This window comes from Geodermatophilus sp. SYSU D00663 (assembly GCF_054050655.1).
In genome coordinates this window covers 96,076-121,060 of the sequence record NZ_JBJGZT010000008.1, presented here as the reverse complement: position 1 = coordinate 121,060, position 24,985 = coordinate 96,076, and the positions used below count along the sequence as shown (strand labels likewise).

Here is a 24,985-nt window from a genome sequence, read left to right as displayed (position 1 = left end):
GCAGCGGGTGAGGATGACGTGTGACCATCGCCACACGGTTCGCCGCGGCGCTGGACGCGGAAGCCACCCGGGGCCCCGGGTCGGCCGAGCTGCTGCCGGTCCGCCTCTCCCGGGCGTGCGTCACCACCCTCGGGGTCGACGCGGCGGGACTGTCGGTCGTCGACGCGTCCGGCCTGCGCATCCCGATCGGGGCGAGCACCACCGTGGCCGCCTGCGCCGAGCGCCTGCAGTTCACCGTCGGCGCGGGGCCCTGCTGGGAGGCCCAGGAGACCCGGCAGCCGGTCTTCGCGCTGCTGGCCGACCTGCGGCGGCGCTGGATGCCCTTCGCCGACCTGCTCACCGCGCAGACGCCGTTCCGCGCGGTGGTCGCCCTCCCGCTGCGCGAGGACCTCGCCGGCGCCGGGGCGCTCGACCTGTACTTCACCGACGAGGCCGCCGTGCCGGGCCTGGACGTCTTCGCGGCGATGGCCGTCGGCGAGCTGGTCACCGCGGCGCTCAGCGACGCCGCCGTCTGGTCGGACTGGCCGGCCGAGCGCGGCCCCGACTGGCTGCACGGCCCCGAGGCGCGCCGGCGGGCCGCGGTGGTGCGGGCCGCGGGGCGGGCGGCGATGGCGCTGGAGACCGACCCGGCCACCGCCCTGGACCTGCTGCGCGCCGAGGCCTACGCCGGCGGACGCGCCGTGGAGGACGTCGCCGAGGACATCGAGCAGGGCCGCCTCGACGTCCACGAGCTCGCCCCGGACCGGCACCGCTGATCCGCACCGTGTGACCGTCCCCGCAGGTCAGGGGCGGAATCCGGGCTCGCGCGCGGGCGCTGTACCCCGCGTGACCGCAGCGCCTCCGCCGTCCGCCGCGCCCGTCCCCTCCCCCACCCGCCTGCTCGACGTCCGCACGGTCTACGCCGAGCCGGCCGCCCTGGACTCCGCCCGCGGCCGCGAGGTGCTCGCCCGCTTCCCCGGCGCGGAGGTCGTCGAGGTGCCCTCGCACTGGAAGATCCCCGACCTGCACGGCAACGAGGGCAACGTGGACCGCTGGGTGCGGGTGAAGACCGAGACGCTGGTGCTCGGCGTGAAGAAGTCGCTCACCGCCCGCCCGAACGGCCGCTCGGCCGACTGGATCGCCCCCTCGACGGCGAACGGCTGCGCGATGGCCTGCGCCTACTGCTACGTGCCGCGGCAGAAGGGCTACGCCAACCCGATCACCGTCTTCACCAACATCGAGCAGATCACCGGCTACCTGCGCCGGCACGTCGCCCGGCAGGGGCTCAAGACCGAGCCCGACCAGGTGGACCCGGTCAGCTGGGTCTACGACATCGGCGAGAACAGCGACTGCTCGGTCGACGCGCTGGTCAGCGACAACGTCGGCGACCTGGTCGCCACCTTCCGCGGGCTGCCCACCGCCAAGGCGTCGTTCGCCACCAAGTACGTCAACCGGCAGCTGCTCGACCTCGACCCGCAGGGCCGCACCCGCATCCGCTTCTCGCTCATGCCCGACGCCGACTCGAGGGTCGTCGACGTGCGGACCAGCCGGATCGCCGAGCGCGTCGCCGCCGTCGACGACTTCGTCGAGGCGGGGTACGAGGTGCACCTCAACCTCTCGCCGGTGGTGCTGCGCGACGGGTGGGAGGCCGACTGGGCGCAGCTGCTGCGGCAGCTCGACGACACCCTCTCCCCCGCGGCCAAGGCCCAGGCGGCCGCCGAGGTGATCATGCTGACCCACAACCGGGACCTGCACGAGGTCAACCTCGGCTGGCACCCGAAGGCCGAGGACCTGCTGTGGCGGCCGGACATGCAGCAGCCCAAGCGCAGCCAGAACGGCCAGTGGAACGTGCGCTACCGCAACGACGTCAAGCGGGCCGGCGTCGAGCGGCTGCGGGAGCTCATCGCCTCCCACGCGCCCTGGCTGCGCGTGCGGTACGCGTTCTGATGCGCCTCTCGCTGCTCGACCGCTCGCGCACCCGCGCCGGCGAGCCGGACGCGGCGGCGCTGCGCGGCACCGTCGAGCGGGCCGTGGTGGCCGAGCGGCTGGGCTACGGGCGGTTCTGGGTCGCCGAGCACCACGGCGTGCCCGGCATCGCCGGGGCCGCGCCCGCGGTGCTGCTGGCCGCGGTCGCCGGCCGGACGACGACGATCCGGCTGGGCTCGGCCGGCGTCATGCTGCCGCACCACCAGCCGCTCGTCGTCGCCGAGCAGTTCGCCACCCTCACCGCCTTCGCGCCCGGCCGCGTCGACCTGGGCCTGGGCCGCTCGCCGGGCTTCACCCCGCCCGTGCGCCGGGCGCTGCGGGAGGCCGAGCGCGACTTCGCCGCCGACCTCGCCGAGCTGCGCGCCCACCTCGACGGCACCGCGGAGATCACGATGCACCCGCGCCCGGCCGGCGACGTGCCGATGTGGGTGCTGGCCACCGGGCGCGGCCTGGAGGTCGCCGCGGCACTCGGCCTGCCGGTCGTCGTCGGCGGGCCGCTGCTGGGGGTGGCCGGCGATCCGGAGCCGGGGCTGCAGGCGCTGGCCCGCTACCGCCGCGCCTACCGGCCCTCGGAGCAGGCGCCGGAGCCGGAGGTCGCGATCAGCCTGGACGTGCTCGTCGCCGACACCGCGGCCGAGGCCGCCGACCTGCTGCTGCCCGAGGCGTGGGCGATGGCGCAGGCGCGCACCACCGGCGTCTTCCCGCCGCTGGAGCCGGTGGCCGCGGTGGAGGCAGCGCCGATGACGGCCGTGCAGCGGCGGCACGCGGAGCGGACGGCGGCCACGGCGGTCGCCGGCACCGCCTCGCAGGTGGCCGCGCGGCTGGCGGAGCTGGCCGAGCGCACGGGCGCGACCGAGCTCGTCGCCGCGGGCAGCACGCACGACCGGACGGCGCTGGCCGCCTCCGACGCGGCGCTGGCCGGGCTGCTCGCCTGAGCGGTCCTCACCCCGTGGCGCCGGTGTCGGAGTGGGACGCGCCGACCGGCTTGGACTCCGGCGACCCCCGCTGGCGCAGGTAGACGGCGAACACCGCCATCGAGCCGACTGCCAGCATCTCCGACTGCCAGTTCTGGAAGCTGCGGTTCCAGAAGTCGGCGTGGCCGAGGTAGGCCACCCAGCTCACCGGGTCCGCGTGCGACTGCAGCTGCCCGGTGTTGTACGCCGCCCAGCCGGCGACCGAGGTCGCCGCCCAGGTCAGCAGGAAGATCCCGGCGAACAGCAGCCCCAGGGACCGGGAGAACAGCGCGCCGCGCCAGCCGCCCGGCCGCGCCCACGCCGGCGAGTCGTCGCGGGCGTGGGCGCCCGTCAGCTGGTCCTCGTCGCTCTCGGTCCCGGCGTCGTCCAGCTCCTTGGACTCCGGCGACCCCCGCTGCACCAGCCAGACGGTGGCGAACACGTAGAGGAAGAACTGCAGGTACTCCGACTGCCAGTTCTCCATGACGTCGACGGCGAACGACGACGAGGTCACGTAGTGCGCCAGGGTGACCGGGGCGAGGCCCTCGGCCTGGCGGTCCTCGCTCGTCTGGGCCGCCCCGGCCACCGCCTGCCCGGCCAGGCTGAGCAGGAACAGCAGTCCGAAGCCCAGGCTCAGCGAGTTCTCCCGGACGAACCGCCGCACTCCGCTCACCGCCCGAGCAGGGCGAGGACCAGGCAGTAGGCCACGCCGCCGAAGACGACCAGCAGGTAGGCCAGGAACACCCCGCGCACGGATCTCACGAGCCCTCCACCAGGCAGTCGTAGCGCCCCTCGCCGGAGGGCCGGCAGCCGGCCGCGGCCACCTCCCAGCCGTCGGGCGCGCGGGAGAGGAAGAGCGTGTCGTCGGTGAGCCGCACCTGGGCCTCCTGACCCCAGACCTGCGCGGTGACGACGCCGCCGGTGCCGAGCGGGAGCTCCTCGAGCGCCACGGGGCAGCCGGTCGGCTCCTCGTGCTCCAGCGCCCGCACCGCCGCGTCGGTGAGCAGGTCGCAGCGGGTGGCGGGATCGGCCGTCGCGAAGTCCCCGGCCACCTGCTCGACGTCGGGCAGGTGCACGTCCGAGCACCCGGTCAGCACCACCACCAGCACCGCCGTCGAGCACACCGCCGTCCGCACGGGTCGTCCTCCTGTCGTGCTCCCGCGTCGGCTCCGCAGGTGTGCCGATCGTGGGCCGGGGAGCCGGGCCCCGCCACCTCGGGTGATCACCCGATCGGGCGGTGAGCCGCGGCACTACGGTGACGCTGTGGCACGGGTGGTGGTCGTCGGCGCCGGGCTGGGCGGCCTCGCTGCCGCGGCGCGGCTCGGCGCGCTCGGGCACCGGGTGACCGTGCTGGAGCAGTCCGGCGCCGTCGGCGGCAAACTCGGCTGGTACGCCCGCGACGGCCACGCCTTCGACACCGGCCCGAGCCTGGTCACGCTGCCGCAGGTGCTGCGCGACCTGTTCGACGCCACCGGCGGCCCGCTGGAGGAGTCCGTCGACCTCGTCCGGCTCGACCCCGCCGTCGACTACCGGTTCGCCGACGGCACCCGGCTGGCCGTCCCCGGGCACCTCGAGGCGGTCCCCAGCGCGCTCGACGCCGCCCTCGGCGACGACGCCGGCACGCAGTGGCAGGCGCTGCTCGAACGCGCCGGCGCGATGTGGGCGATCACCGAGCAGCCGTTCCTCCGCTCGCCGCTGCGCGGCGCGGCCACCCTGGCCCGGCTGGCCCGCGACCCGGCCGACGTCGCCGCCGTCGCGCCCTGGCAGACGCTGCGCGGCCTGGGCGCCCGCTACCTGCGCGACCCGCGGCTGCGCGTGCTGCTCGACCGCTACGCCACCTACTCCGGCTCCGACCCGCGGCGCGCGCCCGCCGTGCTGGCCACCGTGCCCTACGTCGAGCAGGCGTTCGGCTCCTGGTACGTCCGCGGCGGGCTGCACCGGCTGGCCGAGGCGGTGGCCGAGCGGGCCCGCGAGCACGGCGCCGACGTCCGCACCGGCACGCCGGTCCGGCGGGTGCTGCGCGACGGCGGCCGGGTCGCCGGGGTGGAGCTCGCCGAGGGCGGCGAGGTGACCACCGACGTCGTCGTCTCCGGCGCCGACGCCACCGCCCTGTACGCCGGGCTGCTGCCGCCGGACCGGCGCACCCGCGCGGTGCGGCGCGGCCTGACCCGGGCGACGCCGTCGCTGTCGGGCTTCGTGCTGCTGCTCGCGCTGCGCGGCCGCACGCCGGGCCTGGCGCACCACACCGTCGCCTTCCCCGCCGACTACGACGCCGAGTTCGACGCGGTCTTCGGCACCGGACGGCACCGCGGCCTGCCCTGCCCGGTGCCCGACCCGACCGTCTACGTCAGCGCTCCCGACGACCCCGCCACCCGGCCCGACGACGACAGCGAGTCGTGGTTCGTCCTGGTCAACGCGCCGCGGCACGACCCCGAGTGCGGCGTCGACTGGGACACCCCGGGCCTCGCCGACCGCTACGCCACCCGGGTGCTGGAGGTGATGGCCGCGCGCGGGCTCGACGTCCGGTCCCGGCTGCGCTGGTCGGTGGCCCGCACGCCGGCCGACCTCGCCCGCGAGACCGGCAGCGTCGGCGGCTCGATCTACGGCACCTCGAGCAACGGCGCCCGCGCGGCGTTCCTGCGCCCGGGCAACGCCGCCCCGGTGCGCGGGCTGTACCTGGTCGGCGGCTCGTCGCACCCGGGCGGCGGGCTGCCGCTGGTCACCCTGTCGGCGGAGATCGTCGCGGGGCTGGTCGGCCCGGCCTGACGCGCCCCGGCGTGCGAGGGTCCTCCGGTGCGCACCGACCCGCCGGAGACCGCCGACGAGACCACCACGCTGACCGGCTACCTCTCCTACCAGCGCGAGACGCTGCTGCTGAAGACCGAGGGGCTCAGGCGCGAGCAGCTGGCCCGGGCGCACCCGCCGTCGTCGCTCACCCTGGCCGGGCTGCTGTACCACCTCGCGCTGGTGGAGGAGACCTGGGCGGTGGAGCGGTTCGCCGGGGAGCCGGAGCCCGCGCCGTGGGACGGCGTCGACTGGGACGCGACCCCCGACTGGGAGTTCGACGCCGCCGTGGACCTCGAGCCGGAGGTGCTGCGCGAGCGCTACCGGGAGGCCGGCCGGCGCACCGACGCGGTGGTCGCGGCGGCCGGGTCGCTGGACGCGCTGTCGGTGGTGCCGCTGCGCAACGGCAACCGGTTCAGCCTGCGCTGGATGCTGCTGCACCTGGTCGAGGAGACCGCCCGGCACAACGGCCACGCCGACCTGCTGCGCGAGGCGGTGGACGGCGTCACCGGCGAGTGAGGCGCTACCGCGCGAGCTCCGTCGCCCAGGCGGCGACGGCGATCTCCCCGGTGGTGCCGGCGTCGACCCACACCGGCAGGACCTGACCCGGGTCACCGGGCACCGGGACGACGCGCAGCGCCTGCCCCTCGGTGAGCCCGCCGTCGGTGACCGTGGCCGACCAGGAGACGCCGGTGACCGCGCTCTGGCCCGGCTGCAGCACCAGCGGGGCCGGCCCCGGGTCGATGACCGTGTAGCTCGACTCGTGCGCCACGGTGAACGGCATCGGCCGGCCCGTCCCGTCGAGCACCTCGACTCCGGCGTAGCCGGTGACGTCCCGCGGCGCGTCCCCGCAGTTGGTCACGGTGACGACGACGCCGCGGTGGCCGAGCCCGGCGTCGACCGGGCCGGCGGTGACGAGCAGGCCCAGCGGCGAGCAGGTCGGCGTCACCGGCTGCGGCACCTCCGGCGCGCCGGGTGCCGGGGTGGGCCCGGTCGGCTCCGCGGCCGGGGTGGGTCCGCCCGGCACGCCGGTGCCCGCGGCCTCGGCGCCACCCGGGACGCGGGCCGCCAGCACCCCGGCCGTCACCGCGACGACGGCCAGGGCCACCAGCAGCGGGACGAGCCACCGGGCCCGCGGCGTCCCAGCCCCGCGCGGGGTGTCAGCCCCGCGCGGCACCGAGGCCCAGCACCGCGGCGAGCCCGAGCGCGCTGCGCGGGGCGTAGGCCGCCCGCCACAGCCCGCCGTGGACGGCGGCGTACGCCTCGTCCTGCCACGGCTGCTCGTGCCGCGGCCCGCCTCCGGTGTGCAGGTCGTGCACCAGCAGCGCGGCCATGAGCACGTTCGACGTCGCCGGCTCGAACACCTCGACGCCGAAGCGGTGCGCCCCCGCGTAGGCGGCGGCCAGCGCGCGGTTCTTCACCACCGAGCGGGTGCGGGTGGGCGGCGCGACGTTCATCGACACCGTCGTCCCGGCCGCCCGCGCGACGGTCGCCCGCCACCGCTGCAGCCGCTTGGCCAGCGCGTAGTTCGGGCCCTGCTGCGCGACCAGGCTGTCGCTGATGCCCGGGTCGGTGCCCGGCACGTACGCCCGCTGCAGCAGCCGCCCGGCCGAGAGGGTGCGCAGCGGCCGGCCGAGGAGCTTGCCGGCGCGGGAGCGGCCGGCGTAGGCGCGCGCCGACTGCTCGACGGCGTCGCCGGGGACGGCGAAGACGTCGGTGGGCGTGGCGAGGAAGGCCAGCGCGAGGTCGGGACGGTCGCGCTGCAGGCGGAGGGTGAGCGCGTCGACCGCCGCCGACACCCGCACGTTGGTGGCGCCGTCGGCGTAGACGTAGTCGCCGAGCACCGGGTCGCCGGGCAGGCCGGCCACCCAGTCGCCGACGGCGGGCACCTCGCGCACGAGGTCGGCGCCCGCGGTGCCGGCGAGGTCGCCGTCGTCGGCGGTGGCGGGCAGCAGCAGCCGTCCGGCGCCGCGGCGGGCGGTGTCGAGCACCCGCCGCCACAGGTCCGGCCGCGGCAGGTCGACCCCGGCCACGGTGGCGCCCCACCGCAGCAGCGCCGTCAGCGGGCCCATCTCCGCGCCCGCGCCGAGCACGACGACGGTCCGGCCGGGCAGCGACAGCCACTCCGGGTGCGCGGCCACGGTGCGCACCGCCTCGCCGAGGCTGGGTTCGGCGATGCCGCCCTCGACCCAGGTGTCCACCTGGCGCAGCAGGTCGTCGCCGCGCAGCCGCCGGCCGTGGAAGGGCAGCGTGAACTCGCGCTCGGGCTCGGCGGTGCCGGCCACCTCGCGGGTCCGCAGCACCCGGCCGGCCGGCGCCGCGGGCAGCGCGGCCAGCGGCTGCTCGCCGTCGTCGGTGGCCACCCGCAGCCGGGCGTGCACGGCGTCCAGGCCGGCCGCGGCGATGGCCCGGGCCGCGTCCGGGGAGGCCAGCCCCGCCTCGACCAGGCGGCGGAAGTGCACCAGGTAGCCCGCCCGCCAGTTGGTCTCGGACTCGGCGGCGCGGGCGCCGGTCGGGTCGACCGGGCGCAGCGCGTCGGCGACGACGGCGCGCCCGACCGCCGCGGTGCTGCGCCGCCCGTCGGGGCCGGCGGGGAAGACGACTCCGGTGTCGTCGGTGCTCATGGGCTCCTCAGTCCGTCACGGTCGGCGGCGGGTCGAGCGGGGCGCCGGCCTCCAGCCAGCGCAGCAGCGTGCGGACGCCGAACCCGGTGCCGCCCTTGACCACCTCGGCGTCGTCGGAGCCGGCCCGGGCCGGGCCCGCGATGTCGAGGTGCGCCCACGGCAGGTCGCCGGCGAACGGGCGCAGGAACAGCGCGGCGGTGGTGCCGCCGGGGTTGCCGGGGGCGTTGTTGGCGTCGGCGACGTCGCTGTCGAGCAGGTCGGCGTACTCCTCGGCCAGCGGCATCCGCCAGACCCGCTCGCCGGCGTGCAGCGCGGCGGTGGACAGCGCGCCGGCCAGCCCGTCGGTGGTGGCGTACAGCCCGGCCGTGCGGGCCCCGAGCGCGGTGCGCATCGCGCCGGTGAGCGTGGCGACGTCGACCAGCGCGGTGGCGCCGAGGTGCAGCCGGGCGTGGGCGAGGCCGTCGGCGAGCACCATCCGGCCCTCGGCGTCGGTGTTCCTGACCTCGGTGGTGCGCCCGCCGACGTGCCGGACGACGTCGGAGGGCCGGTAGGACGACCCGGACACCGCGTTCTCCGCGGCCGGGACGACGGCGGTGACCGCGACCGGCAGCTCCAGCCGCGCGGCGGCGTCGACCGCGGCGAGCACCGCCGCTCCCCCGGCCATGTCGGTCTTCATCTCGCGCATGCCGGGGCCGCGCTTGATCTGCAGGCCGCCGGTGTCGAACGTGATGCCCTTGCCGACCAGAACCGGCCGGCCGGGCCCGGCGCCGGGCGGCTCGTACGCGGCGACGACGACCCGCGGCGGGGACGCCGAGCCGCCGCCGACGGCGAGCACGCCGCCGAAGCCGCCCGCGGCGAGCTCCTCGGGGCCGAGCACGGTGACGGTCACGTGCGGCAGGCCGGAGAGCCGCTCGACGGCCTGCGCCGCCAGCCAGGCCGGGTCCTCGGTGTTCGGCGGGGTGTTGACCAGGTCGCGGGCCCAGGCGACGGCGGAGCCGGTGACCTCCCCGGCGCGGGCGGCCGCGACGACGGCCGGGTCGTCGGCGTCGGTGGCGACCACGGTGACGGTGGCCAGCCGCGGCGGGTGCGGCCGGGAGGTCTGGCGGAACCGGTAGCCGGCCAGCAGCGCGGCCTCGACGGCGGCGCGGACCTCGTCGGCGCCGGCAGGGGCGGCAGCGCCGTCGAGGGGCAGGACCAGCCGGGTGGCGCCGTGCTCGGCGAGGGTCTGCGCGCGGCGCACCGCGGTGGCGACGTAGCCGCGCAGGTGCGGCAGCGTCCCGTCGCCGAGGCCGGCGGCGACGACGCTGCGCGGGGAGCGGCCGGGGACGGGCAGGTCGGTGACCTTGCCGGGCCGGCCGGTGTTGCCGGTGTCCTGCAGCGCGCCGGCGAGCAGGCCGGCCGGGACCGGCGGGGCGGTGCCGGGGGCGGGCGAGGTCAGCCAGGTCGGCAGCGTGCCGCCGGAGCCGACCGGGACGGCGAGGACGTCGTCCTCGGTGAGGCGCGGCAGGCGGGCCAGCAGTTCGACCCGCGGCAAGGGTGCGGCCCCGGTCGCCGGCGTGCTGCCGGCGGCCGGGGCCGCGTCGTCCTGCGCGGTGCTGCCCGAGGGCGAGCTCGCGGGGACGTTCAGCTGGTCGCGCCCTTCAACGCCTCGGACAGCGCCGCGGCCTCGTCGGGGGACAACTCGACGACCAGGCGGCCGCCGCCCTCGAGCGGCACCCGCATGACCAGGCCGCGCCCCTCCTTGGTGACCTCCAGGGGACCTTCACCCGTGCGCGGCTTCATGGCCGCCATGCGTGCCTCCTTCGCCGGCCACCCGTCGCCCCTGTGCGGCTGCGGTGTGGCTGTGTCTCGGTGCAGTGAGCTCCGCTACCCATGATCCCGTATGACCGCCACGGAACCAACCGGAGCCCCCTCCCGGGTGGCGCGGAAGCACGTCGCGACGTGGTCGTCGACCATGCCGGTGGCCTGCATGAGGGCGTAGGCGGTGGTCGGTCCGACGAACGCGAAGCCCCGCCGCTTGAGCTCCCTGGCCATCGCGGTGGACTCCGGACTGGTGGCCGGGACGTCGGCGAGGGTGGCCGGTCGCGGACGCTCTCCCGTCGGCGCGAACGACCACAGCAGCGCCGAGAGGCCCTCCGGGACCTCCTGCGCGGCACGGGCGTTCCGGATCGCGGCGGCGATCTTGGCGCGGTTGCGGACGATGCCGGCGTCGGCCATCAGGCGGGCCTCGTCGTCGGCGGTGAAGGCCGCGACGGCGTCGATGGAGAAGCCGGCGAAGGCGGCCCGGAACGCGGGGCGCTTGCGCAGGATGGTGATCCAGGACAGGCCGGACTGGAACGCCTCGAGGCAGAGCCGCTCGAACAGGGCGTCGTCGCCGTGCAGCGGGGTGCCCCACTCCTCGTCGTGGTAGGCGACGTACTCGGGGGCGCTGTCGCCCCAGGCGCAGCGCACGCGGTCGGTGGTCGGCACGGGCTCCACGACGGCGACGCTAGTGCCGCCGTCCGACAGGTCGGTCGTCATGGACACCTCCTACGGCCGTCCGGCCCGGCTGCACGACGGCGATCGGAGATCTGTGGACGGACCGCTGACCTGGGGATTCAGGGTGCAGGCGGTCGTCGAACCCACTAGACTTCGATCATGTGTTCGGGTGAGCCGGGGGGCGGGGACGTTCTCGACGACGTCGCCGCGCTGGTCGCCGAGCGCCACCGGATCGACGCCCGCCTGGCCCGCGCGGTGCGGGCGGCGGAGCTGTCCCAGGCGCCGGAACGGGACGGCCTGACGTCGATGGCCTCGTGGCTGCGCGGCCACTGCCGGCTGTCGACGGCGGAGGCGTCGCGGCTGGTGCGCACCGGGCGGGCGCTCGAGCACCTGCCGGCGCTGGCCGAGGCGCACGACGCCGGACTGGTGTCCGCCGAGCAGGTGGCCAGGGCTGCTGAGGCGGTGACCCCGGAGCGGCTGGCCTCCGCTGTCGAGCAGGGCGTGGACCTGACCGCGGTCGACGCGGTGCTCACCGGGGTGGCGGTCGAGCAGTCGCACGCCGACCTCGTCCAGGTGGTGCAGCACTACTGCAACGACCTCGACCCGGACGGGCTCGAGCCCGACCCCACCGAGGGCCGGTCGTTGACGCTGGCCAAGCATGCCGACGGATCCGTGTCGGGCCGGTTCCACCTCGACTCCGTCGGCGGGGAGAGGCTGCAGACCGCGCTGGAGGCCCATGTGCAGGCCGACCGCCCGGCCGGCGATCAGCGCACCCGCGCCCAGCGCCTCGGGGACGCACTGGTGCAGGTCGCCGACAACGCCCTGGCCGCCGGCTCGCTGCCGACGCTGCGCGGCCACAAGCCGCAGATCGCCGTCGTCATCAATGTGGCGGACCTGGTCGACCCGGCCGGCGGGCCGAACGCCGGGCGGATGGGCTTCGGCGCCACCATCTCCGCCGCCCGCGCCCGCTGGCTGGCCTGCGACGGTGCCGTCTCCCGCGTGGTGTTCGGCCCCGACGGCGCACCACTGGACCTGGGCCGGGAGCAGCGGCTGATGAGCCGCCACATCCGCAAGGCCGCCGAGCTCCGCGACGGCGGGTGCGTGTTCGCCGGCTGCGGCGCCCCGACGTGGTGGTGCGACGTCCACCACCTGGTCCACTGGATCGACGGCGGCGACACCAGCCTCGACAACGCAGCCCTGCTGTGCGAGCGCCACCACACCAAGGTCCACCACGGGTTCCGCGTCGAGCGACAACCGAGCGGCACCTGGCGCACCCGCCGGCCCGACGGCACCGAGATCACCACCCCGGCACCCCTGCTCGCTCCCGCCGCCTGACCGCCTCCCGGACCAGGGGCGAGCGTGCGCGGCGTCGGAGCACGGACCGTCCGGCCGTGACCGCGGGCCTCAGGGGACCGCGGCGTCCACCGCGGCGGGAGCCGGAGCCGGGGCGTTGCGCCGGGTGGCGAGCACGCAGCCGACGAGCACCAGGGGCAGCCCGACGGCGAGGCCGAGGGTGAACGGCTCCCCGAGCAGCAGGACGCCGGCGACCACGGCGACCGCCGGGTTCACGAACGTGATCACCAGCGCCCGCTGCGGCCCGACCTCGCGGATGAGCGCGAAGAACAGCACCAGCGCCACCGCCGTGCACACCACCCCGAGCGCGACCAGCGACGCCAGCGCGGGCACCGACGCGTCGGCCACCTCCCCGACCCGCGGCAGCGCGAACGGCGCGTACACCAGGGCGGTGATCGTCAGCGCGAGCGCGCTGACCGCCACACCCGGGACGTCGGCCAGCGACCGGCTGGCCACCAGCGGCGCGGTGCCGTAGCCGACGACCACCAGCACCACGGCGAGCACCGGCAGCAGCGCGATGCCCTCCACGTCGAGCCCGAGCAGCGCGGCGATGCCGACGACGCCCAGCCCCATGCCCGCGAGCCGCACCGGCGTCAGCCGCTCGTCACCGCCCAGCAGCCGCGCGGCCAGCGCGGCGACGAACGGCACCGACGCCACCAGCAGCCCGGTCAGCGAGCTCGACAGCGACACCTCGGCGTAGGACAGCAGCAGCCAGGGCCCGGTCATCTCCAGGACCGTGAACACCAGCAGCGCCCGCCAGTGCCGCAGCGCCGGCCGCACCTGCCCGCGGGCGAGCGTCCACGGCAGCAGCAGCGCCGCCCCGATCACGCACCGGGCGAAGACGACGACCACCGGCGACGTCTCCTCGACCGCCACCTTGATCAGCAGGTAGGGCACTCCCCAGATGACCGACATGGCCAGGAACAGCGCCCATCCGCGACGACTCACCGCGACATCCTCACCGATCCGGTGCGCGTTCCCGTTGCGCATCCCCGGTGACCGGCGTTGGACTCCTCGTCGTGGACCCCGGCCGGCGCTTCGACCTCCTGGTGGAGGCCCTCGCCACCCGGCCCGGCGTCGGTCCACCCGGCGCGGGCGGGGGGCGGGGCTTCGGTTCGGCCGCGCTCACCGTCGACGGGTCGATCTTCGCGATGGTCGTCGGCGGCGCGCTGGTGCTGAAGCTGCCGCGTCACCGCGTGGAGGGCCTGGTCACCGCCGGCACCGGGCTGCCCTTCGCCGCGGCCAACGGCACCCCGATGCGCGAGTGGGTCGCCCTCGACCACGGCACACCCGAGTCCGACCTCGCCCTCGCCGAGGAGGCCATGGCCTTCGTGGCCGCCCGCCGGCGCAGGTGAGGCGCTGGAACGGCCACCCTCCAGGGCCCGCGCCGAGCTCGCGAGGCGTGGGGTGGAGGGGTGGTCCTTCCCCTACTCGGGGCGGCTGAACAGCCAGGCGGCGACGGCGAGCAGCGCGGCGCCCACCCCGGCCACGACGACGACGTCGAGCCAGACCGGCACCGGCCAGTCGCCCCAGTGCAGCGCGACGGCGTCGGCCGCGGCGGGGTCGACGTACCGGAGGACCAGCCGCCGCACGGCGTCGACGCCGTAGGTGATCGGGTTGGCCAGCGCCAGCACGTGCAGCCACCCCGGCAGCGCGCCGCTGACCGGGAAGAAGGCGCCGGACAGGAACATCAGCGGCGCGAGCAGCAGCTGCACCCTGGGCATCACGGTCTGGATCTGGTCGACGCGGACGGCGATGACCAGGCCGAGCGCGGTGATCGAGAACGCGACGAGGAACAGCAGCGCGACCGTGCCCACGATCATCAGCGGCGCGTACGGGACGCCGACCAGCCCGGCGAGCGCCAGCAGCACGACCGACTGCAGCGTCGCCACGGTCGCCCCGCCCAGCGCCTTGCCCAGCACGATGCTGGTCCGGCTGACCGGCGCGACGAGCATCTCCCGCAGGAAGCCGAGCTCGCGGTCCCAGACGATGGAGATCGCCGAGAAGACGGCGGTGAACATGACCGAGGTGGCCAGCACGCCGGGGAACAGGAACGTCGAGTAGTCGGCGTCGCCGAAGGCGTCGACCGGGATCGTGGCGCCCAGGCCCTCGCCCAGCACGAACAGGAACAGCAGCGGCTGGGCGAACGACGACAGGATCCGGCCGCGGTCGGTGCGGAACCGCAGGATGTCGCGGTGCCAGACGACCTTCACCGCGCGCAGCTCGTGCCGCAGCCCGCGGCCGGCGAGCCGGACGGGGGCGGTGGTCGCCGTCATCGCCGGCCTCCCCGGAACATCGCCGCCACCATCGGGCTGCGGCCGGCCGCGGCCTGGCGGTCGGCCATGCGCGCGCCGGTGTAGGCCAGGAACACGTCGTCCAGCGTCGGCCGGGACACGCTCACCGAGCGCACCGTGAGGCCGAGCTCGAACAGCCGCGGCACGAACTGCTCGCCGTCGGGGGTGAGGACGACCAGCGCGCCGCCCTCCCGCTCCGTCTCCACGCCCAGCCGCTCGCCCACGAGCGCCTCGGCGGCATCGTCGTCCGTGGTCACGACCCGCACCCGGTCGTGCCCCACGCTGGCCTTGAGCGCCGAGGGCGTGTCCAGCGCGCCGATCCGGCCGGCGTCGACGATCGCGATGCGGTCGCAGCGCTCGGCCTCGTCCATGTAGTGCGTGGTGAGGAAGACGGTGATGTCCTCCTCGGCGCGCAGCCGGTCGACGTAGCGCCACAACGACGCCCGCGACTCCGGGTCCAGCCCGATGGTCGGCTCGTCGAGGAACAGCACGCGCGGGGAGTGCAGCAGCCCACGGGCGATCTCCAGCCGGCGCTTCATGCCGCCGGAGAAGGTGCGCACGAGCGAGGCGCGGCGGTCGGTCAGGCCGACCATCTCGAGGACGACGTCGATCCGCGGCCTGACCTCGGCCCTGGGCATCCCGTAGATGTCGGCGTGGAAGCGGAGGTTCTGCTCGGCGGTCAGGTGGTCGTCGAGGGTCGTCTCCTGGAACACCAGGCCGATGTGCCGGCGCACCTCGGTGCGGTCGCGGACGACGTCGAAGCCGGCCACGCGCGCGGTGCCGGCGGTGGGCCGCAGCAGCGTGCACAGGATCTTGATGGTCGTGGACTTGCCCGCACCGTTCGGGCCGAGGAAGCCGAACAGCTCTCCCCCGCGCACCGACAGGTCGATGCCGCGCACGGCCTCGACCTCGTCGAACGTCTTGACCAGACCGGTGACCTCGACCGCGGGCGGACGGTCGGCAGCGGCCTCCCCCGAGGGGGTCCCTAACGCCGTTAGAGTCACTCTGGCAGCGTCCTCGAACACCGTTAGAGTGTCAAGGTGCCGATCTCGAGGGACGACGTCGTCCGCGCCGCCGTCGAGGTGCTCGACGAGGAGGGCCTGGCGGGGCTGACCCTCCGCGGGGTCGCCGCGCGGCTGGGTGTGAGCGCGCCGACGCTCTACTGGCACGTCAGGGACAAGCGGCACCTCCTGGACCTGGTGGCCGACTCCGTCCTGGCGGAGGTGCCGGAGAGCACGCGGGCGCCGCGCCCGGGCGAGCCGGTCTGGGAGTGGCTGGCGGAGGCGAGCCGGGTGCGCCGGGCACTGCTGCTCGCCCACCGCGACAGCGTCCAGGTGGTGGCCGGCAACCGGCCCACCGAGGTGGCGCTGCCCGGCATCGAGCGCACGCTGCGCGTCCTGGTGGAGGCGGGGCTGGAGCCGGGCGAGGCGGTGCGCGTGGTCACCGCGCTGGGCTCGTTCGTCCTCGGGGACGCGCTGGAGACGCAGACGGCGCTGGACCGGCCGACGGGCGAGCCGGACGGCGGACCGCCCGGCGACCCGGACCGCTTCCCCACCCTCGCGGCCGCGGTCCCCACGGCCGGCGGCGACGAGGAGCGGTTCGAGGAGGGTCTGGCGCTGTTCCTCGACGGGCTGCGCGCCCGCCTGGAGCGCCGCGACCGCGCCCGGCGCGAGGCGGCCCTCGACTGCCCGGCTCCGGAGGTGGGGCGCCTGGGCCCGGGGGCGCCGGTCACCGCACGGGACTGACCCCGGCGCCCCCTCGGGACGCACCGGCCCGCGGTGGCCCGGTGCGTACCGTCGGCCGCGTGGAGTGGTCGGGATACGGGACCTTCGTCGTCCTCGCCGTCGTGCTGGTCCTCGTGCCGGGGCCGGACGTCGCCGTCGTCATGCGCAACACCCTCGGCGGCGGCCGGGTGCGCGGCTCGTGGAGCGCGGTCGGCATCACCGTCTCCAACGTCCTGCAGGGCGCGGCGGCCGCGACCGGCCTGGCCGCGCTGGTCGTCCGCGTGGAGCCGCTGTTCCAGGCGATCCGCTGGGCGGGGGTCGCCTACCTGACGTTCCTCGCGCTGCAGGCGTTCCGCTCGGCGGTGCGCGGCCGCTACCCCGACCTCGGCGACGGCGGGCCCGACGCCGGGCGGGCCGCGCTCACCGGCCTGCGCCAGGGCTTTCTCAGCAACGTGACCAACCCGAAGGTGCTCGCCTTCTACCTCGCCGTCCTGCCGCAGTTCCTCGCGCCGGGCACCGCCGTGCCGGTGCTGCTGGCCTACGCGCTCACCCACGCGGCGGTCGGGCTGGTCTGGCTGCTCCTGCTCGTGGCGGGGCTGTCCCGGGCGCGACGGGTGCTGGCGCGCCGCCCGGTCCGCCGGGCCCTCGACGCGTTCACCGGCTGCGCGCTGCTCGCGTTCGGCGCGCGGCTGGCGGTCTCGCGCGCCTGACTCAGGCCACCGGCCAGGCCACCTCGACGTGCGGGGCGTCCGGGTCGGCGTCCCGCGGGCTCGGGGAGACCTCCGCCGGGCTGCCCGCGCGCTCGAGCCCGCGGGCGTCCACCCAGGCGCCGACCGCGTCGTAGGCCCCCAGGATCCCGGGGAACTCCGCTCGCCGGCGGGACAGGCAGGTGACCGCCTCGCGCCCGGCCTGCTGCAGCCGGATCCGCAGCTCCCCCGCCGGCTCCACCCGGCCGGTGAACGGCCGCACGACCTCGACCGGCCCGTCGCCGTCCTCGGTGACCATGCCGTGGTAGACGACCCGCAGGGGGCCGGCGGGGGCGGCGCCGGAGCGCTCCAGGTGGGCGGCGATCTCGCCGGACGCGCCGGTGACGAACCCGTCCAGCTCGTCCACGGTCAGCCGCCGCTCGGCGGTCAGCACGGTCCGCTCGGGCACCGCGCGCAGGGACACCTCGTACACGTCGTCCTCCTCCGCCGGTTCCGCGGTCAGCGCGTCGACCAGCGCGCGGCGGCGCCGGACGTCGTCCTCGACGCCGGCCCACCAGCGGGCGACGGCGGCGCGCCGCTCCCGCGGGCCGAGGTCGACGACGTCGCGCACGCGGGCCAGGGGCATGCCCGCGCGGCGCAGCGCGGCGATCAGCCGGGCCCGCTCGACCTGCCCGGCCGCGTAGCCGCGGTAGCCGCTCCACGGGTCCACCGCGTCGGGCACGAGCAGCCCCTGCTCGGCGTACAGCCGCAGCGCCTTGGCCGACAGCCGGGTGCGCCGCAGGAACTCGCCGGCCCGCAGCAGGTCTCCGCTCACGCCGACGAGCGTGCGGCACGCCCCAGGGGCACGGTCCAGCCGGGCCCGTTTCCCGGCGGCACCGGCCGGGCAGCGCCCGGGGACACGCGACGACGGGAGGGCCCCGTGCCCGACGCACTCCCCCGGCCCGCGCCCCGGCGCCGGCTGCTGGTCTCCGGCCTGCTGCTCGGCGCCGGCACCGCGGGCGCGGTGGACGAGATCGTCTTCCACCAGCTGCTGCACTGGCACCACTTCTACGACCGGGCCAGCGGCGCGGCCGGCCTGGTCTCCGACGGGCTGCTGCACGCCGGCACGTTCTCCGCCGCGGTCGCGGGGCTGGCGCTGCTGGCCGACGCCCGCCGCCGCGGCCCGTTCGCCGCCGTCCTGTGGTGGGGCGCGGTGCTCACCGGCGCCGGCGCCTTCCAGGTGTGGGACGGCCTGGTGCACCACAAGCTGCTGCGGCTGCACCAGGTCCGCTACGGCGTCGACCTCACCGGCTACGACGTCGCGTGGGTGCTGCCCGGCGTGGCGCTGCTGGCCGCCGGGGTCCTGCTGCTCCTGCGCGCGCGGGGACGCCCGGTCCCGCGCCCGTGACCGCCGTCCTCGCGCTGCTGCTCGCCGCGGCCGCCGCCTACGTCGCCGCCACCTGGCGCTGCCGCCGTCCGTGGCCGCTGGCCCGCACCGCCGCGTGGCTCGCCGGGCTGGCCGCCGCGGCGGGGGCGGTCGCCGGCCCGGGCACCGCCCACACGGACCTGCACGCGCACATGGCCGCGCACCTGCTGGTGGGCATGGTCGCCCCGCTGCTGCTCGTGCTCGCCGCCCCGGTCACCCTCGCGCTGCGCGCCCTGCCGCCGCCGGCCGCGCGCCGGCTGGCCCGGCTGCTGCGCACCGCCCCCGCCCGGTGGCTGGCTGACCCGCTGGTCGCCGTCCCGCTCAACGCCGCCGGGCTGTGGCTGCTCTACGGCACGGGGCTGCACACCGCCGTCGCGCACCGGCCGGTCCCGGCCGCGCTCGTCTGGCTGCACGTGCTGGTCAGCGGGTACCTCGCCACCGCCGCGGTGCTCGCCGTCGACCCGGCGCCGCACCGCCGGCCGGTCGCCGTGCGCGCGCTGGCGCTGGCCGGCGGGGCGGCCGCGCACGACGTCCTGGCCAAGGCCCTCTACGCCTCCCCGCCCGCGGGCACCGTCGGCGCCGAGGAGGGCGCGCGGCTCATGTACGACGGCGGCACGGTGGTCACCGTGCTGACGGCGGTGCTGCTGTGGCGGCGGTGGTACGTCAGCCGCGACGCGGTCCGGGCGGCCGCTCAGCCGGGATAGGTGCGGGCGAAGCGGGCGAACCGGCGCAGCGCGACCCGGAAGCCCACGACGACGAACGGGCGCGCCAGCGGCCAGCCGGCCCGGCCGAGCAGCCCGAACGGCGGGTACCACCGTTCGGTCAGGACCAGGTCGGTGCCGCCCCCGGCGGGCGTCAGCTCGAAGATGCCCGGCCCGCGCACGATCCGGCCGGTGTGCTGGACGACCACCCGCCGCGGCGGGTCCCACTCGGTGACCACCATCGTGTCCAGCACGCCGAGGTGCCGGCCGCGCCGCCACGGCAGCGGGACGCCCGTCCGCGCGGCCAGCCGCACGCCGACCCCCTCCTCCGCGGCGGTGACCACCTCGACGTCGGTCGCCGGCATCCACCGCCCCTGGCCGCGCCAGTCGGTGAGCGCCGCCCACACCTGCTCCGGGGGCGCCGCCACGTGCACCGGCAGGACCAGCTCAGGCATCGCGGCGCGCCCCGTCCCCGGTCGGTGCCCCACCCGCCCCGCCGCCGTCCGGCAGGGGCAGGTCGGGGTCGGTGTCGGCGTCGGCGGCCCGCGGCGGCGGCACCGCGCGCAGCGCCGCGATCGCCTCGTCCCGCTCGTCCAGCGCCAGCGCCAGCTGCTCGAGCAACCAGTCCACCTCGCTCATCCGGTAGCCGCGGACGGCCACCGACACCTGCAGGCCGCGCACGTCCTCGCCGGTCACCGGCCGGTCGTCGGGCAGCTCGACCGGCGAGCGGTCCAGCTCGGCCGGCGGCTGGGTCTCGCCGCGGCCGAGCAGCAGCGACCCGCCGAGGAACAGCAGCGCCCCCACGACGGCGACCGCGGCGGTCCCGACCAGCAGGGACAGCACGGCCGCCTCAGCCCTCGACCGGCTCGACCGGCGGGGCCAGCGGCGCCCGCATGCCCCCGCCGCCGTCCCCGTTCTGCCGGGCGGTCTCCGCCTCGCGGACCAGCGCGAGCACCTCGTCGACGTCGTCGGTGACGGTGAACAGGTCCAGGTCGCCGGCGTTGATCGTGCCCGCCTCGACCAGCGTGCCGCGGATCCAGTCGACCAGGCCCGACCAGTACGCGCTGCCGAACAGCACCACCGGGAAGCGGGTGACCTTGCGGGTCTGCACCAGCGTCAGCGCCTCGAACAGCTCGTCGAGGGTGCCGAAGCCGCCGGGGAGGATGACGAAGGCCTGCGCGTACTTCACGAACATCGTCTTGCGGACGAAGAAGTAGCGGAAGCTGATGCCGAGGTCGACCCACTCGTTGAGCTCCTGCTCGAACGGCAGCTCGATGCCCAGGCCCACCGACAGCCCGCCGGCCTCCGAGGCGCCGCGGTTGGCCGCCTCCATCGCGCCCGGCCCGCCGCCGGTGATGACCGCGTAGCCGGCCCGCGCCAGCGCCGCGCCGATCTCCACGCCGGCCGCGTAGTGCGGGTGGTCGGGCTTGGTGCGGGCGCTGCCGAACACGCTGACCGCCCGCGGCAGCTCGGCGAGCAGGCCGAAGCCCTCGACGAACTCGCTCTGGATGCGCAGCACGCGCCACGGGTCGGTGTGCACCCAGTCGGTCGGCCCGCGGCGGTCGAGCAGCCGCTGGTCGGTCGTCGTCCCGACCGCCTGCGGGTCCGGCTCGCCGCCGCGCAGCATGATCGGGCCCCGGTGACGGGTCGGGCGCGGCCTCCGCGCCCCGTCGGGCGGCGGGGTGGTCGTCATGCGCTGCCTCCGGACAGGTAGGCGGTCAGGGCGTCCTCGGCCGGCTGCAGCCGGTCCACGAGCACGGACTCCTCGCGGGTGTGCGCGAGCTGGGGGTCCCCGGGGCCGTAGTTGACCGCCGGGATGCCGAGGGCGGCGAACCGGGCGACGTCGGTCCAGCCGAGCTTGGCCCGCGCCGGCCGGCCGACGGCGGCGACGAAGGCCGCGGCGGCGGGCTCGGTCAGCCCGGGCAGCGCGCCGCCGGCGTTGTCGACGACGGTCAGCGTGGCGCCGGCGGCCAGCGCGTCGGCGAACACCTCGCGGACGTGGGCTTCCGCGGCGTCCTCGTCCCGGTCGGGGGCGTAGCGGAGGTTGACCGTCACCCGGCACTGGTCCGGGACGACGTTCCCCGCGACCCCGCCCTCGACGCGGACGGCGTTGAGCCCCTCGCGGTAGGTGCAGCCGTCGATCTCGACCTGCCGCGCCTCGTAGGCCGCCAGCGTGCCGAGGATCCCCGCGGCACCGTGGATCGCGTTCACCCCGAGCCAGCTGCGCGCCGAGTGCGCCCGGCGGCCGGTCACCTCCAGCACCGCCCGCAGCGTGCCCTGGCAGCCGGCCTCGATCTCGCCGTCGGTGGGCTCCAGGAGGACGGCGAGGTCGCCGTAGAGCCAGCCGCGCCGCTCGCGGGCCACCCGGCCGAGGCCGCTCTTCGCGGACTCGACCTCCTCGTTGTCGTAGAAGACGAACGTGACGTCGTGCGCGGGCTCCGCCCCCGGGACGCCGAAGCGGCCGGCCAGCCGCAGCATGACGGCGTCACCGGACTTCATGTCGCTGGTGCCGCAGCCGTAGACGCGCCCGTCCTCGAGCCGGCTGGGGACGTTGTCCGCGATCGGCACGGTGTCCAGGTGCCCGGCCAGCACGATCCGGGTGTCGCGGCCGAGCGTGGTGCGGGCCAGCACGGTGTTCCCGACCCGCTCGACCTCCAGCCCGCCGAGCGCCCGCAGCGCGGCCTCGACGGCGTCGGCGAGCACCCGCTCGTCGCCGGAGACCGACGGGGTGTCGACCAGCGCCCGGGTGAGGGTGAGGACGTCGGCGGACAGGTCCAGGTCGAGCGCGCCGGTCACGGTGCCCGAGCCTACGGGCGGGCGGCACGGCGTCGCTGGGTAGCGTCGGGACCGTGACCGCTCCCCGCTCCGCCGCCGCGGCCGGCATCGCGACCATCACCGCCTCCGGCACCGTCCTGGACACCTGGTACCCCTCACCCGCCCTCGGCGGCGACGGGCCGGCCGGGACCCACCAGCTCGGCACCCTGGAGCTGGAGGGCGAGCTCGGGCACGAGTTCTCCGGCCTGGTGCGCACCGACGACGCCCGCGGCGTGCGCGTGGTCGGCGTCCGGACGGTCATCGCCGACCTCGACGCCCCGCCGGCCGACGCCCACGACGTCTACCTGCGGCTGCACCTGCTCTCGCACCGGCTGGTGCGCCCGCACGGCATCAACCTCGACGGCGTCTTCGGCCTGCTGGCCAACGTGGCCTGGACCAGCGCCGGCCCGGTGCTCGCCACCGACCTCACCCCCGCCCGCCGCGCGACCCTGCGCGCGGCGCACGGGCACGTGACCGTGCTGTCGGTGGACAAGTTCCCGCGGATGGTCGACTACGTGGTCCCGTCGGGCGTGCGGGTCGCCGACGCCGACCGGGTGCGGCTCGGTGCGCACCTGGCCGAGGGGACGACGGTCATGCACGAGGGCTTCGTCAACTACAACGCCGGCACGCTCGGCCCCTCGATGGTCGAGGGCCGGATCAGCGCGGGCGTCGTCGTCGGCGCCGACAGCGACATCGGCGGCAGCGCGTCGATCATGGGGACGCTGTCCGGCGGCGGCAAGGAGGTCGTCTCGATCGGCACCGGCTGCCTGCTCGGCGCCAACTCCGGCATCGGCATCTCCCTCGGCGACGACTGCGTCGTCGAGGCCGGCTGCTACGTCACCGCGGGCTCGCGGATCACCCTGCCCGACGGGTCGGTGGTCAAGGGCCGCGAGCTGTCCGGCCGCGACGGGCTGCTGTTCCGCCGCAACAGCGTCTCCGGTGCCCTGGAGGCGCTGCCGCGCTCGGGCCAGTGGGGCGCCCTCAACGCCGCCCTGCACGCCAACGACTAGGGACTCCGTGGGCATCTCCGCGGGAGTGCCCCGTGCACTCCCGCGGAGATGCACCTCAGGTGAGGCCGGCGGGCTCCTCGGCGGGGGCGTCGAGGTGCTCGAGCAGCGCGACGACGAACTCCTGCGGCCGCTCGACGTGCGGCGAGTGCCCCACCCCGGGCAGGACCACCTCGCGGTAGGCGCCGCCGGACGCGGCGTAGCGGTCGAGCACGGCGCGGGTCTGGGTGACCGTCGGCTGCGGCGGGCAGACCTCGGCGCCCGGCCAGCCCGGCACGGCGCCGAGCTGCCCGAGGTACGCCAGGTCGAAGACCGAGGTGTCGGAGACGATCGCGTCGGCGTCGCCGCGGATCCACAGCACCGGCGGCTTGTCGGCCAGGTCGGCGACGCCGGAGACGTCGAATACCGTGGGCGCCATGGTGTTGAGCACCCCGCGCGTCCCCGGCGCGGTCCCCGGCCAGGTGTCGCTCGGCACCGCGTCGCCCGGGTAGTGGTCCTCGCCGGTGCGGGTGGACAGCATCGCGGCGACGAAGACGTCCTCGAGCTCCGGGTCCAGCGGCAGCGAGCCCGGCGCCACGTAGAAGGCGCGCAGCACCGACCGCGGTGAGGACGGCGACGCGTCGGAGGTGTCGCCTGCCGCCAGCGCCGCCACGAACTCCGGGTTGGCCAGTCCCCCGCCGGAGCCGGCGCCGTCGTCGGCCAGCCGCCGGCCGTCCGGTCCGGTGGTGCCGCCGAAACCGTGGGGTGACACCGGCGCGACCAGCGTCACCGAGGCCACCCGGCCCGGCGCGTCGAGCAGGTGCTGCAGGACGACGCCCCCGCCCATGCTCCAGCCGACCAGGTGCACCCGGTCCAGGCCCAGCGCGTCCAGCAGCGCGCCGAGGTCGTCGGCCCAGTCGCCGACCCCGCGGCGCGCGTCGACCGGCAGCGGTTCGGTGTCGCCGTAGCCGCGCAGGTCGACGGCGAGCACCCGGTGCCGCCCGGTCCCGTGCACCGCCAGCAGCGTCTGCTGCCAGAACAGCGCGGAGCTCACGTTGCCGTGCACGAGGAGCACCGCCTCGCCGGGGCCGGCCGGGTCGGTGCCCTCGGGGTGCAGCACGTTCTGGGTGAGCCGCGCGGTGGGCACGCGGGTGGCGGTGATGCCGGGCAGCAGGACGTCGGGCATGCGGGCTCCAGGGGATCGCGGGCGGGAGGACGGCGGAGGCGGCCGTCACGGTAGCGATCACGCCCGTCCCACGACACCCGTCCGCACCGCGACGTCCGGGGTCCCGCCGGGGAGCGCACCTACAGTCGGGGGCGATGACCAGCGCACGGACGGCTCCGCCCCGCCGGCCGGCGACGGGTACCCGGCGCCCGCCCGCGAAGCGCCCCTCCGGCGGCCGGCCCACCCCGAAGCGCACCCCCGCCCGCCGTCCCGCCGGCCGCACCCCGCGGCGCGGCGGCCCGGCCGCCCTGCGCACGTGGTGGCCCGCCTACCTGATCGGGATCGTCGTGGTGTTCGCCCTGGCGTGGAAGGCCGACCGGTCCGAGCCGCCCGCTCCGGCGGCGACCGGGATCTGCACCGTCCCCTCGACGTCGGTGACGCTGTCCGCCGAGCAGTGGAGCAACGCCCAGACGATCGCGGCCGTCGCCCGGCAGCGCGGGCTGCCCGAGCGGGCCGTGGTCATCGCGCTGGCCACGGCGATGCAGGAGTCGACGCTGCGCAACCTCGACCACGGCGACCGCGACTCCCTCGGCCTGTTCCAGCAGCGGCCCTCGCAGGGCTGGGGCACCCCGGCGCAGGTGCAGGACCCGGTGTACGCGGCCGGCCAGTTCTACGACCGGCTGGTGCGGGTGCCCGGCTGGGAGACGATGCGCCTGACCGACGCCGCGCAGTGGGTGCAGCGCTCCGGTTTCCCCGAGGCCTACCAGCGCTGGGACGGCTTCGCGCAGGCGCTCACCACGGCGCTGGGCTCCGACGAGCGCGAGCGCAACTGCGGGTAGCTCAGCTCAGCCGGGCGCGGCTCCTGCCGTGGAGCTCGGGTCGGTCGAGGGCCACGGGCACCCCGGCCGAGCCGGCCAGGCTGCGGTTGCGGTGCAGGTGCGCCTCGAGCGCGACCAGCGCGACGAGGACGGCGACGGGGAACAGCAGGAACAGCACGAGGAACACGGCAGGGCCTCCGCGACGGGGCCGGGC

At 76.7% G+C, this 24,985-nt stretch carries 30 protein-coding genes; 13 read left to right on the top strand and 17 right to left on the bottom strand.

The annotated features are described in order from the left end of the window. Window positions 1–20 precede the first annotated feature (20 nt). The 3 genes from ACI79Z_RS08385 to ACI79Z_RS08375 all read left to right on the top strand — a co-directional run bounded on the left by ACI79Z_RS08385 (window position 21) and on the right by ACI79Z_RS08375 (window position 2,900). On the top strand, window positions 21–755 hold the full coding sequence (locus ACI79Z_RS08385; protein WP_456902328.1) for a GAF domain-containing protein: 735 nt from the start codon (window positions 21–23) through the stop codon (window positions 753–755). A 70-nt stretch (window positions 756–825) separates the two neighbouring features. Then, on the top strand, window positions 826–1,926 hold the full coding sequence (locus ACI79Z_RS08380; RefSeq protein ID WP_456902327.1) for a spore photoproduct lyase family protein: 1,101 nt from the start codon (window positions 826–828) through the stop codon (window positions 1,924–1,926). Then, window positions 1,926–2,900 (top strand): MsnO8 family LLM class oxidoreductase, encoded by a 975-nt coding sequence (locus tag ACI79Z_RS08375; RefSeq protein WP_456902326.1) that lies wholly within the window; start codon window positions 1,926–1,928, stop codon window positions 2,898–2,900. The genes ACI79Z_RS08380 and ACI79Z_RS08375 overlap by 1 nt, the downstream gene beginning before the upstream one ends. Window positions 2,901–2,907: 7 nt before the next feature. Here the strand turns inward: ACI79Z_RS08375 and ACI79Z_RS08370 are convergent, their stop codons facing one another. Further along, the gene (locus tag ACI79Z_RS08370) at window positions 2,908–3,591 is read right to left on the bottom strand and encodes a DUF6766 family protein (RefSeq protein ID WP_456902325.1); all 684 of its coding nucleotides are present in this window, start codon (window positions 3,589–3,591) and stop codon (window positions 2,908–2,910) included. An 85-nt stretch (window positions 3,592–3,676) separates the two neighbouring features. Then, window positions 3,677–4,054 (bottom strand): hypothetical protein, encoded by a 378-nt coding sequence (locus ACI79Z_RS08365; protein WP_456902324.1) that lies wholly within the window; start codon window positions 4,052–4,054, stop codon window positions 3,677–3,679. Window positions 4,055–4,181: 127 nt separating this feature from the next. Here ACI79Z_RS08365 and ACI79Z_RS08360 point away from each other — a divergent pair, with 127 nt between their 5' ends. Both ACI79Z_RS08360 and ACI79Z_RS08355 read left to right on the top strand, forming a co-directional pair. Further along, a complete protein-coding gene (locus ACI79Z_RS08360) occupies window positions 4,182–5,684 on the top strand; it encodes a phytoene desaturase family protein (protein WP_456902323.1) in 1,503 nt (500 codons plus the stop codon). Window positions 5,685–5,711: 27 nt separating this feature from the next. Beyond that, window positions 5,712–6,221, top strand: coding sequence for a DinB family protein (locus ACI79Z_RS08355; RefSeq protein WP_387986227.1), 510 nt, complete (start codon window positions 5,712–5,714; stop codon window positions 6,219–6,221). A 4-nt stretch (window positions 6,222–6,225) separates the two neighbouring features. Here ACI79Z_RS08355 and ACI79Z_RS08350 read toward each other — a convergent pair whose 3' ends face one another. From ACI79Z_RS08350 to ACI79Z_RS08330, 5 genes are all read right to left on the bottom strand, one after another. Further along, window positions 6,226–6,879 (bottom strand): DUF4232 domain-containing protein, encoded by a 654-nt coding sequence (locus ACI79Z_RS08350; RefSeq protein ID WP_387986230.1) that lies wholly within the window; start codon window positions 6,877–6,879, stop codon window positions 6,226–6,228. After that, window positions 6,863–8,326 carry a hypothetical protein gene (locus ACI79Z_RS08345; RefSeq protein WP_456902322.1) on the bottom strand — a complete coding sequence of 488 codons (1,464 nt, stop codon included), beginning with the start codon at window positions 8,324–8,326 and terminating at the stop codon, window positions 6,863–6,865. Before ACI79Z_RS08345 ends, ACI79Z_RS08350 begins: the two co-directional genes overlap by 17 nt. 7 nt (window positions 8,327–8,333) lie before the next feature. Beyond that, window positions 8,334–9,860 (bottom strand): leucyl aminopeptidase family protein, encoded by a 1,527-nt coding sequence (locus tag ACI79Z_RS08340; RefSeq protein ID WP_387986235.1) that lies wholly within the window; start codon window positions 9,858–9,860, stop codon window positions 8,334–8,336. An 89-nt stretch (window positions 9,861–9,949) separates the two neighbouring features. Next, entirely contained in the window at window positions 9,950–10,117 is a 168-nt protein-coding gene (locus ACI79Z_RS08335) for a DUF3117 domain-containing protein (RefSeq protein ID WP_012947303.1), read from the bottom strand. A 75-nt stretch (window positions 10,118–10,192) separates the two neighbouring features. Beyond that, on the bottom strand, window positions 10,193–10,846 hold the full coding sequence (locus ACI79Z_RS08330; protein WP_387986240.1) for a DNA-3-methyladenine glycosylase I: 654 nt from the start codon (window positions 10,844–10,846) through the stop codon (window positions 10,193–10,195). Window positions 10,847–10,963: 117 nt separating this feature from the next. On the opposite strand from ACI79Z_RS08330, the gene ACI79Z_RS08325 reads away from it, so the two are divergent. Continuing rightward, on the top strand, window positions 10,964–12,139 hold the full coding sequence (locus tag ACI79Z_RS08325) for a DUF222 domain-containing protein (protein ID WP_456902321.1): 1,176 nt from the start codon (window positions 10,964–10,966) through the stop codon (window positions 12,137–12,139). 69 nt (window positions 12,140–12,208) lie between these two features. Here the strand turns inward: ACI79Z_RS08325 and ACI79Z_RS08320 are convergent, their stop codons facing one another. Next, complete coding sequence (locus ACI79Z_RS08320) at window positions 12,209–13,105, bottom strand: DMT family transporter (protein WP_456902320.1); 897 nt, start codon at window positions 13,103–13,105, stop codon at window positions 12,209–12,211. 47 nt (window positions 13,106–13,152) lie between these two features. Between ACI79Z_RS08320 and ACI79Z_RS08315 the strand changes: the two genes are divergently transcribed. After that, window positions 13,153–13,512, top strand: coding sequence for a hypothetical protein (locus ACI79Z_RS08315; protein ID WP_456902319.1), 360 nt, complete (start codon window positions 13,153–13,155; stop codon window positions 13,510–13,512). Window positions 13,513–13,584: 72 nt separating this feature from the next. On the opposite strand, the gene ACI79Z_RS08310 is transcribed toward ACI79Z_RS08315, so the two are convergent. After that, entirely contained in the window at window positions 13,585–14,433 is an 849-nt protein-coding gene (locus tag ACI79Z_RS08310; RefSeq protein WP_456902318.1) for an ABC transporter permease, read from the bottom strand. Beyond that, a complete protein-coding gene (locus ACI79Z_RS08305) occupies window positions 14,430–15,455 on the bottom strand; it encodes an ATP-binding cassette domain-containing protein (RefSeq protein WP_456902317.1) in 1,026 nt (341 codons plus the stop codon). The genes ACI79Z_RS08310 and ACI79Z_RS08305 overlap by 4 nt, the downstream gene beginning before the upstream one ends. 36 nt (window positions 15,456–15,491) lie before the next feature. On the opposite strand from ACI79Z_RS08305, the gene ACI79Z_RS08300 reads away from it, so the two are divergent. Next, complete coding sequence (locus ACI79Z_RS08300; protein WP_456902316.1) at window positions 15,492–16,196, top strand: TetR/AcrR family transcriptional regulator C-terminal domain-containing protein; 705 nt, start codon at window positions 15,492–15,494, stop codon at window positions 16,194–16,196. A gap of 59 nt (window positions 16,197–16,255) precedes the next feature. Beyond that, complete coding sequence (locus ACI79Z_RS08295; RefSeq protein WP_456902315.1) at window positions 16,256–16,885, top strand: LysE family translocator; 630 nt, start codon at window positions 16,256–16,258, stop codon at window positions 16,883–16,885. A gap of 1 nt (window position 16,886) precedes the next feature. Here ACI79Z_RS08295 and ACI79Z_RS08290 read toward each other — a convergent pair whose 3' ends face one another. Beyond that, window positions 16,887–17,696: a MerR family transcriptional regulator gene (locus ACI79Z_RS08290; RefSeq protein WP_456902313.1), complete on the bottom strand. Its 810-nt coding sequence runs from the start codon at window positions 17,694–17,696 to the stop codon at window positions 16,887–16,889. Between the two features lie 105 nt (window positions 17,697–17,801). Here ACI79Z_RS08290 and ACI79Z_RS08285 point away from each other — a divergent pair, with 105 nt between their 5' ends. After that, the gene (locus ACI79Z_RS08285) at window positions 17,802–18,269 is read left to right on the top strand and encodes a DUF2243 domain-containing protein (RefSeq protein ID WP_456902312.1); all 468 of its coding nucleotides are present in this window, start codon (window positions 17,802–17,804) and stop codon (window positions 18,267–18,269) included. Beyond that, window positions 18,266–18,991 carry a cytochrome c oxidase assembly protein gene (locus ACI79Z_RS08280; protein WP_456902311.1) on the top strand — a complete coding sequence of 242 codons (726 nt, stop codon included), beginning with the start codon at window positions 18,266–18,268 and terminating at the stop codon, window positions 18,989–18,991. The genes ACI79Z_RS08285 and ACI79Z_RS08280 overlap by 4 nt, the downstream gene beginning before the upstream one ends. On the opposite strand, the gene ACI79Z_RS08275 is transcribed toward ACI79Z_RS08280, so the two are convergent. From ACI79Z_RS08275 to dapE, 4 genes are read right to left on the bottom strand one after another with little or no spacing between them, the layout of a single operon-like run. Continuing rightward, entirely contained in the window at window positions 18,979–19,443 is a 465-nt protein-coding gene (locus ACI79Z_RS08275; RefSeq protein ID WP_456902310.1) for an SRPBCC family protein, read from the bottom strand. The two genes, ACI79Z_RS08280 and ACI79Z_RS08275, sit on opposite strands and share 13 nt — an antisense overlap. Continuing rightward, the gene (locus ACI79Z_RS08270) at window positions 19,436–19,831 is read right to left on the bottom strand and encodes a DivIVA domain-containing protein (RefSeq protein WP_456902309.1); all 396 of its coding nucleotides are present in this window, start codon (window positions 19,829–19,831) and stop codon (window positions 19,436–19,438) included. Before ACI79Z_RS08270 ends, ACI79Z_RS08275 begins: the two co-directional genes overlap by 8 nt. Before the next feature lie 7 nt (window positions 19,832–19,838). Beyond that, window positions 19,839–20,681 (bottom strand): LOG family protein, encoded by an 843-nt coding sequence (locus tag ACI79Z_RS08265; protein WP_387986273.1) that lies wholly within the window; start codon window positions 20,679–20,681, stop codon window positions 19,839–19,841. Next, a complete protein-coding gene (gene dapE / locus ACI79Z_RS08260; protein WP_456902308.1) occupies window positions 20,678–21,784 on the bottom strand; it encodes a succinyl-diaminopimelate desuccinylase in 1,107 nt (368 codons plus the stop codon). Before dapE ends, ACI79Z_RS08265 begins: the two co-directional genes overlap by 4 nt. Before the next feature lie 53 nt (window positions 21,785–21,837). Between dapE and dapD the strand changes: the two genes are divergently transcribed. Beyond that, window positions 21,838–22,812, top strand: coding sequence for a 2,3,4,5-tetrahydropyridine-2,6-dicarboxylate N-succinyltransferase (gene dapD / locus ACI79Z_RS08255; RefSeq protein WP_456902307.1), 975 nt, complete (start codon window positions 21,838–21,840; stop codon window positions 22,810–22,812). A gap of 55 nt (window positions 22,813–22,867) precedes the next feature. Here the strand turns inward: dapD and ACI79Z_RS08250 are convergent, their stop codons facing one another. Then, window positions 22,868–23,974, bottom strand: coding sequence for an alpha/beta fold hydrolase (locus ACI79Z_RS08250; RefSeq protein ID WP_456902306.1), 1,107 nt, complete (start codon window positions 23,972–23,974; stop codon window positions 22,868–22,870). 134 nt (window positions 23,975–24,108) lie between these two features. Here ACI79Z_RS08250 and ACI79Z_RS08245 point away from each other — a divergent pair, with 134 nt between their 5' ends. Continuing rightward, window positions 24,109–24,792, top strand: a complete 684-nt coding sequence (locus ACI79Z_RS08245) for a hypothetical protein (RefSeq protein WP_456902305.1) — start codon at window positions 24,109–24,111, stop codon at window positions 24,790–24,792. 1 nt (window position 24,793) lies between these two features. Here the strand turns inward: ACI79Z_RS08245 and ACI79Z_RS08240 are convergent, their stop codons facing one another. Next, on the bottom strand, window positions 24,794–24,958 hold the full coding sequence (locus ACI79Z_RS08240) for a hypothetical protein (RefSeq protein ID WP_387986287.1): 165 nt from the start codon (window positions 24,956–24,958) through the stop codon (window positions 24,794–24,796). Between the last annotated feature and the right edge of the window lie 27 nt (window positions 24,959–24,985).

What these genes read in the sequence shown, in the direction of transcription:
- ACI79Z_RS08375 (WP_456902326.1), top strand. Translation starts at nt 1,926, where the DNA reads ATGCGCCTCTCGCTGCTCGACCGCTCGCGCACCCGCGCCGGCGAGCCG.
- ACI79Z_RS08345 (WP_456902322.1), bottom strand. Translation starts at nt 8,326, where the DNA reads ATGAGCACCGACGACACCGGAGTCGTCTTCCCCGCCGGCCCCGACGGG.
- ACI79Z_RS08335 (WP_012947303.1), bottom strand. Translation starts at nt 10,117, where the DNA reads ATGGCGGCCATGAAGCCGCGCACGGGTGAAGGTCCCCTGGAGGTCACC.
- ACI79Z_RS08330 (WP_387986240.1), bottom strand. Translation starts at nt 10,846, where the DNA reads ATGACGACCGACCTGTCGGACGGCGGCACTAGCGTCGCCGTCGTGGAG.
- ACI79Z_RS08325 (WP_456902321.1), top strand. Translation starts at nt 10,964, where the DNA reads ATGTGTTCGGGTGAGCCGGGGGGCGGGGACGTTCTCGACGACGTCGCC.
- ACI79Z_RS08310 (WP_456902318.1), bottom strand. Translation starts at nt 14,433, where the DNA reads ATGACGGCGACCACCGCCCCCGTCCGGCTCGCCGGCCGCGGGCTGCGG.
- ACI79Z_RS08275 (WP_456902310.1), bottom strand. Translation starts at nt 19,443, where the DNA reads ATGCCTGAGCTGGTCCTGCCGGTGCACGTGGCGGCGCCCCCGGAGCAG.
- ACI79Z_RS08265 (WP_387986273.1), bottom strand. Translation starts at nt 20,681, where the DNA reads ATGACGACCACCCCGCCGCCCGACGGGGCGCGGAGGCCGCGCCCGACC.
- ACI79Z_RS08250 (WP_456902306.1), bottom strand. Translation starts at nt 23,974, where the DNA reads ATGCCCGACGTCCTGCTGCCCGGCATCACCGCCACCCGCGTGCCCACC.
- ACI79Z_RS08245 (WP_456902305.1), top strand. Translation starts at nt 24,109, where the DNA reads ATGACCAGCGCACGGACGGCTCCGCCCCGCCGGCCGGCGACGGGTACC.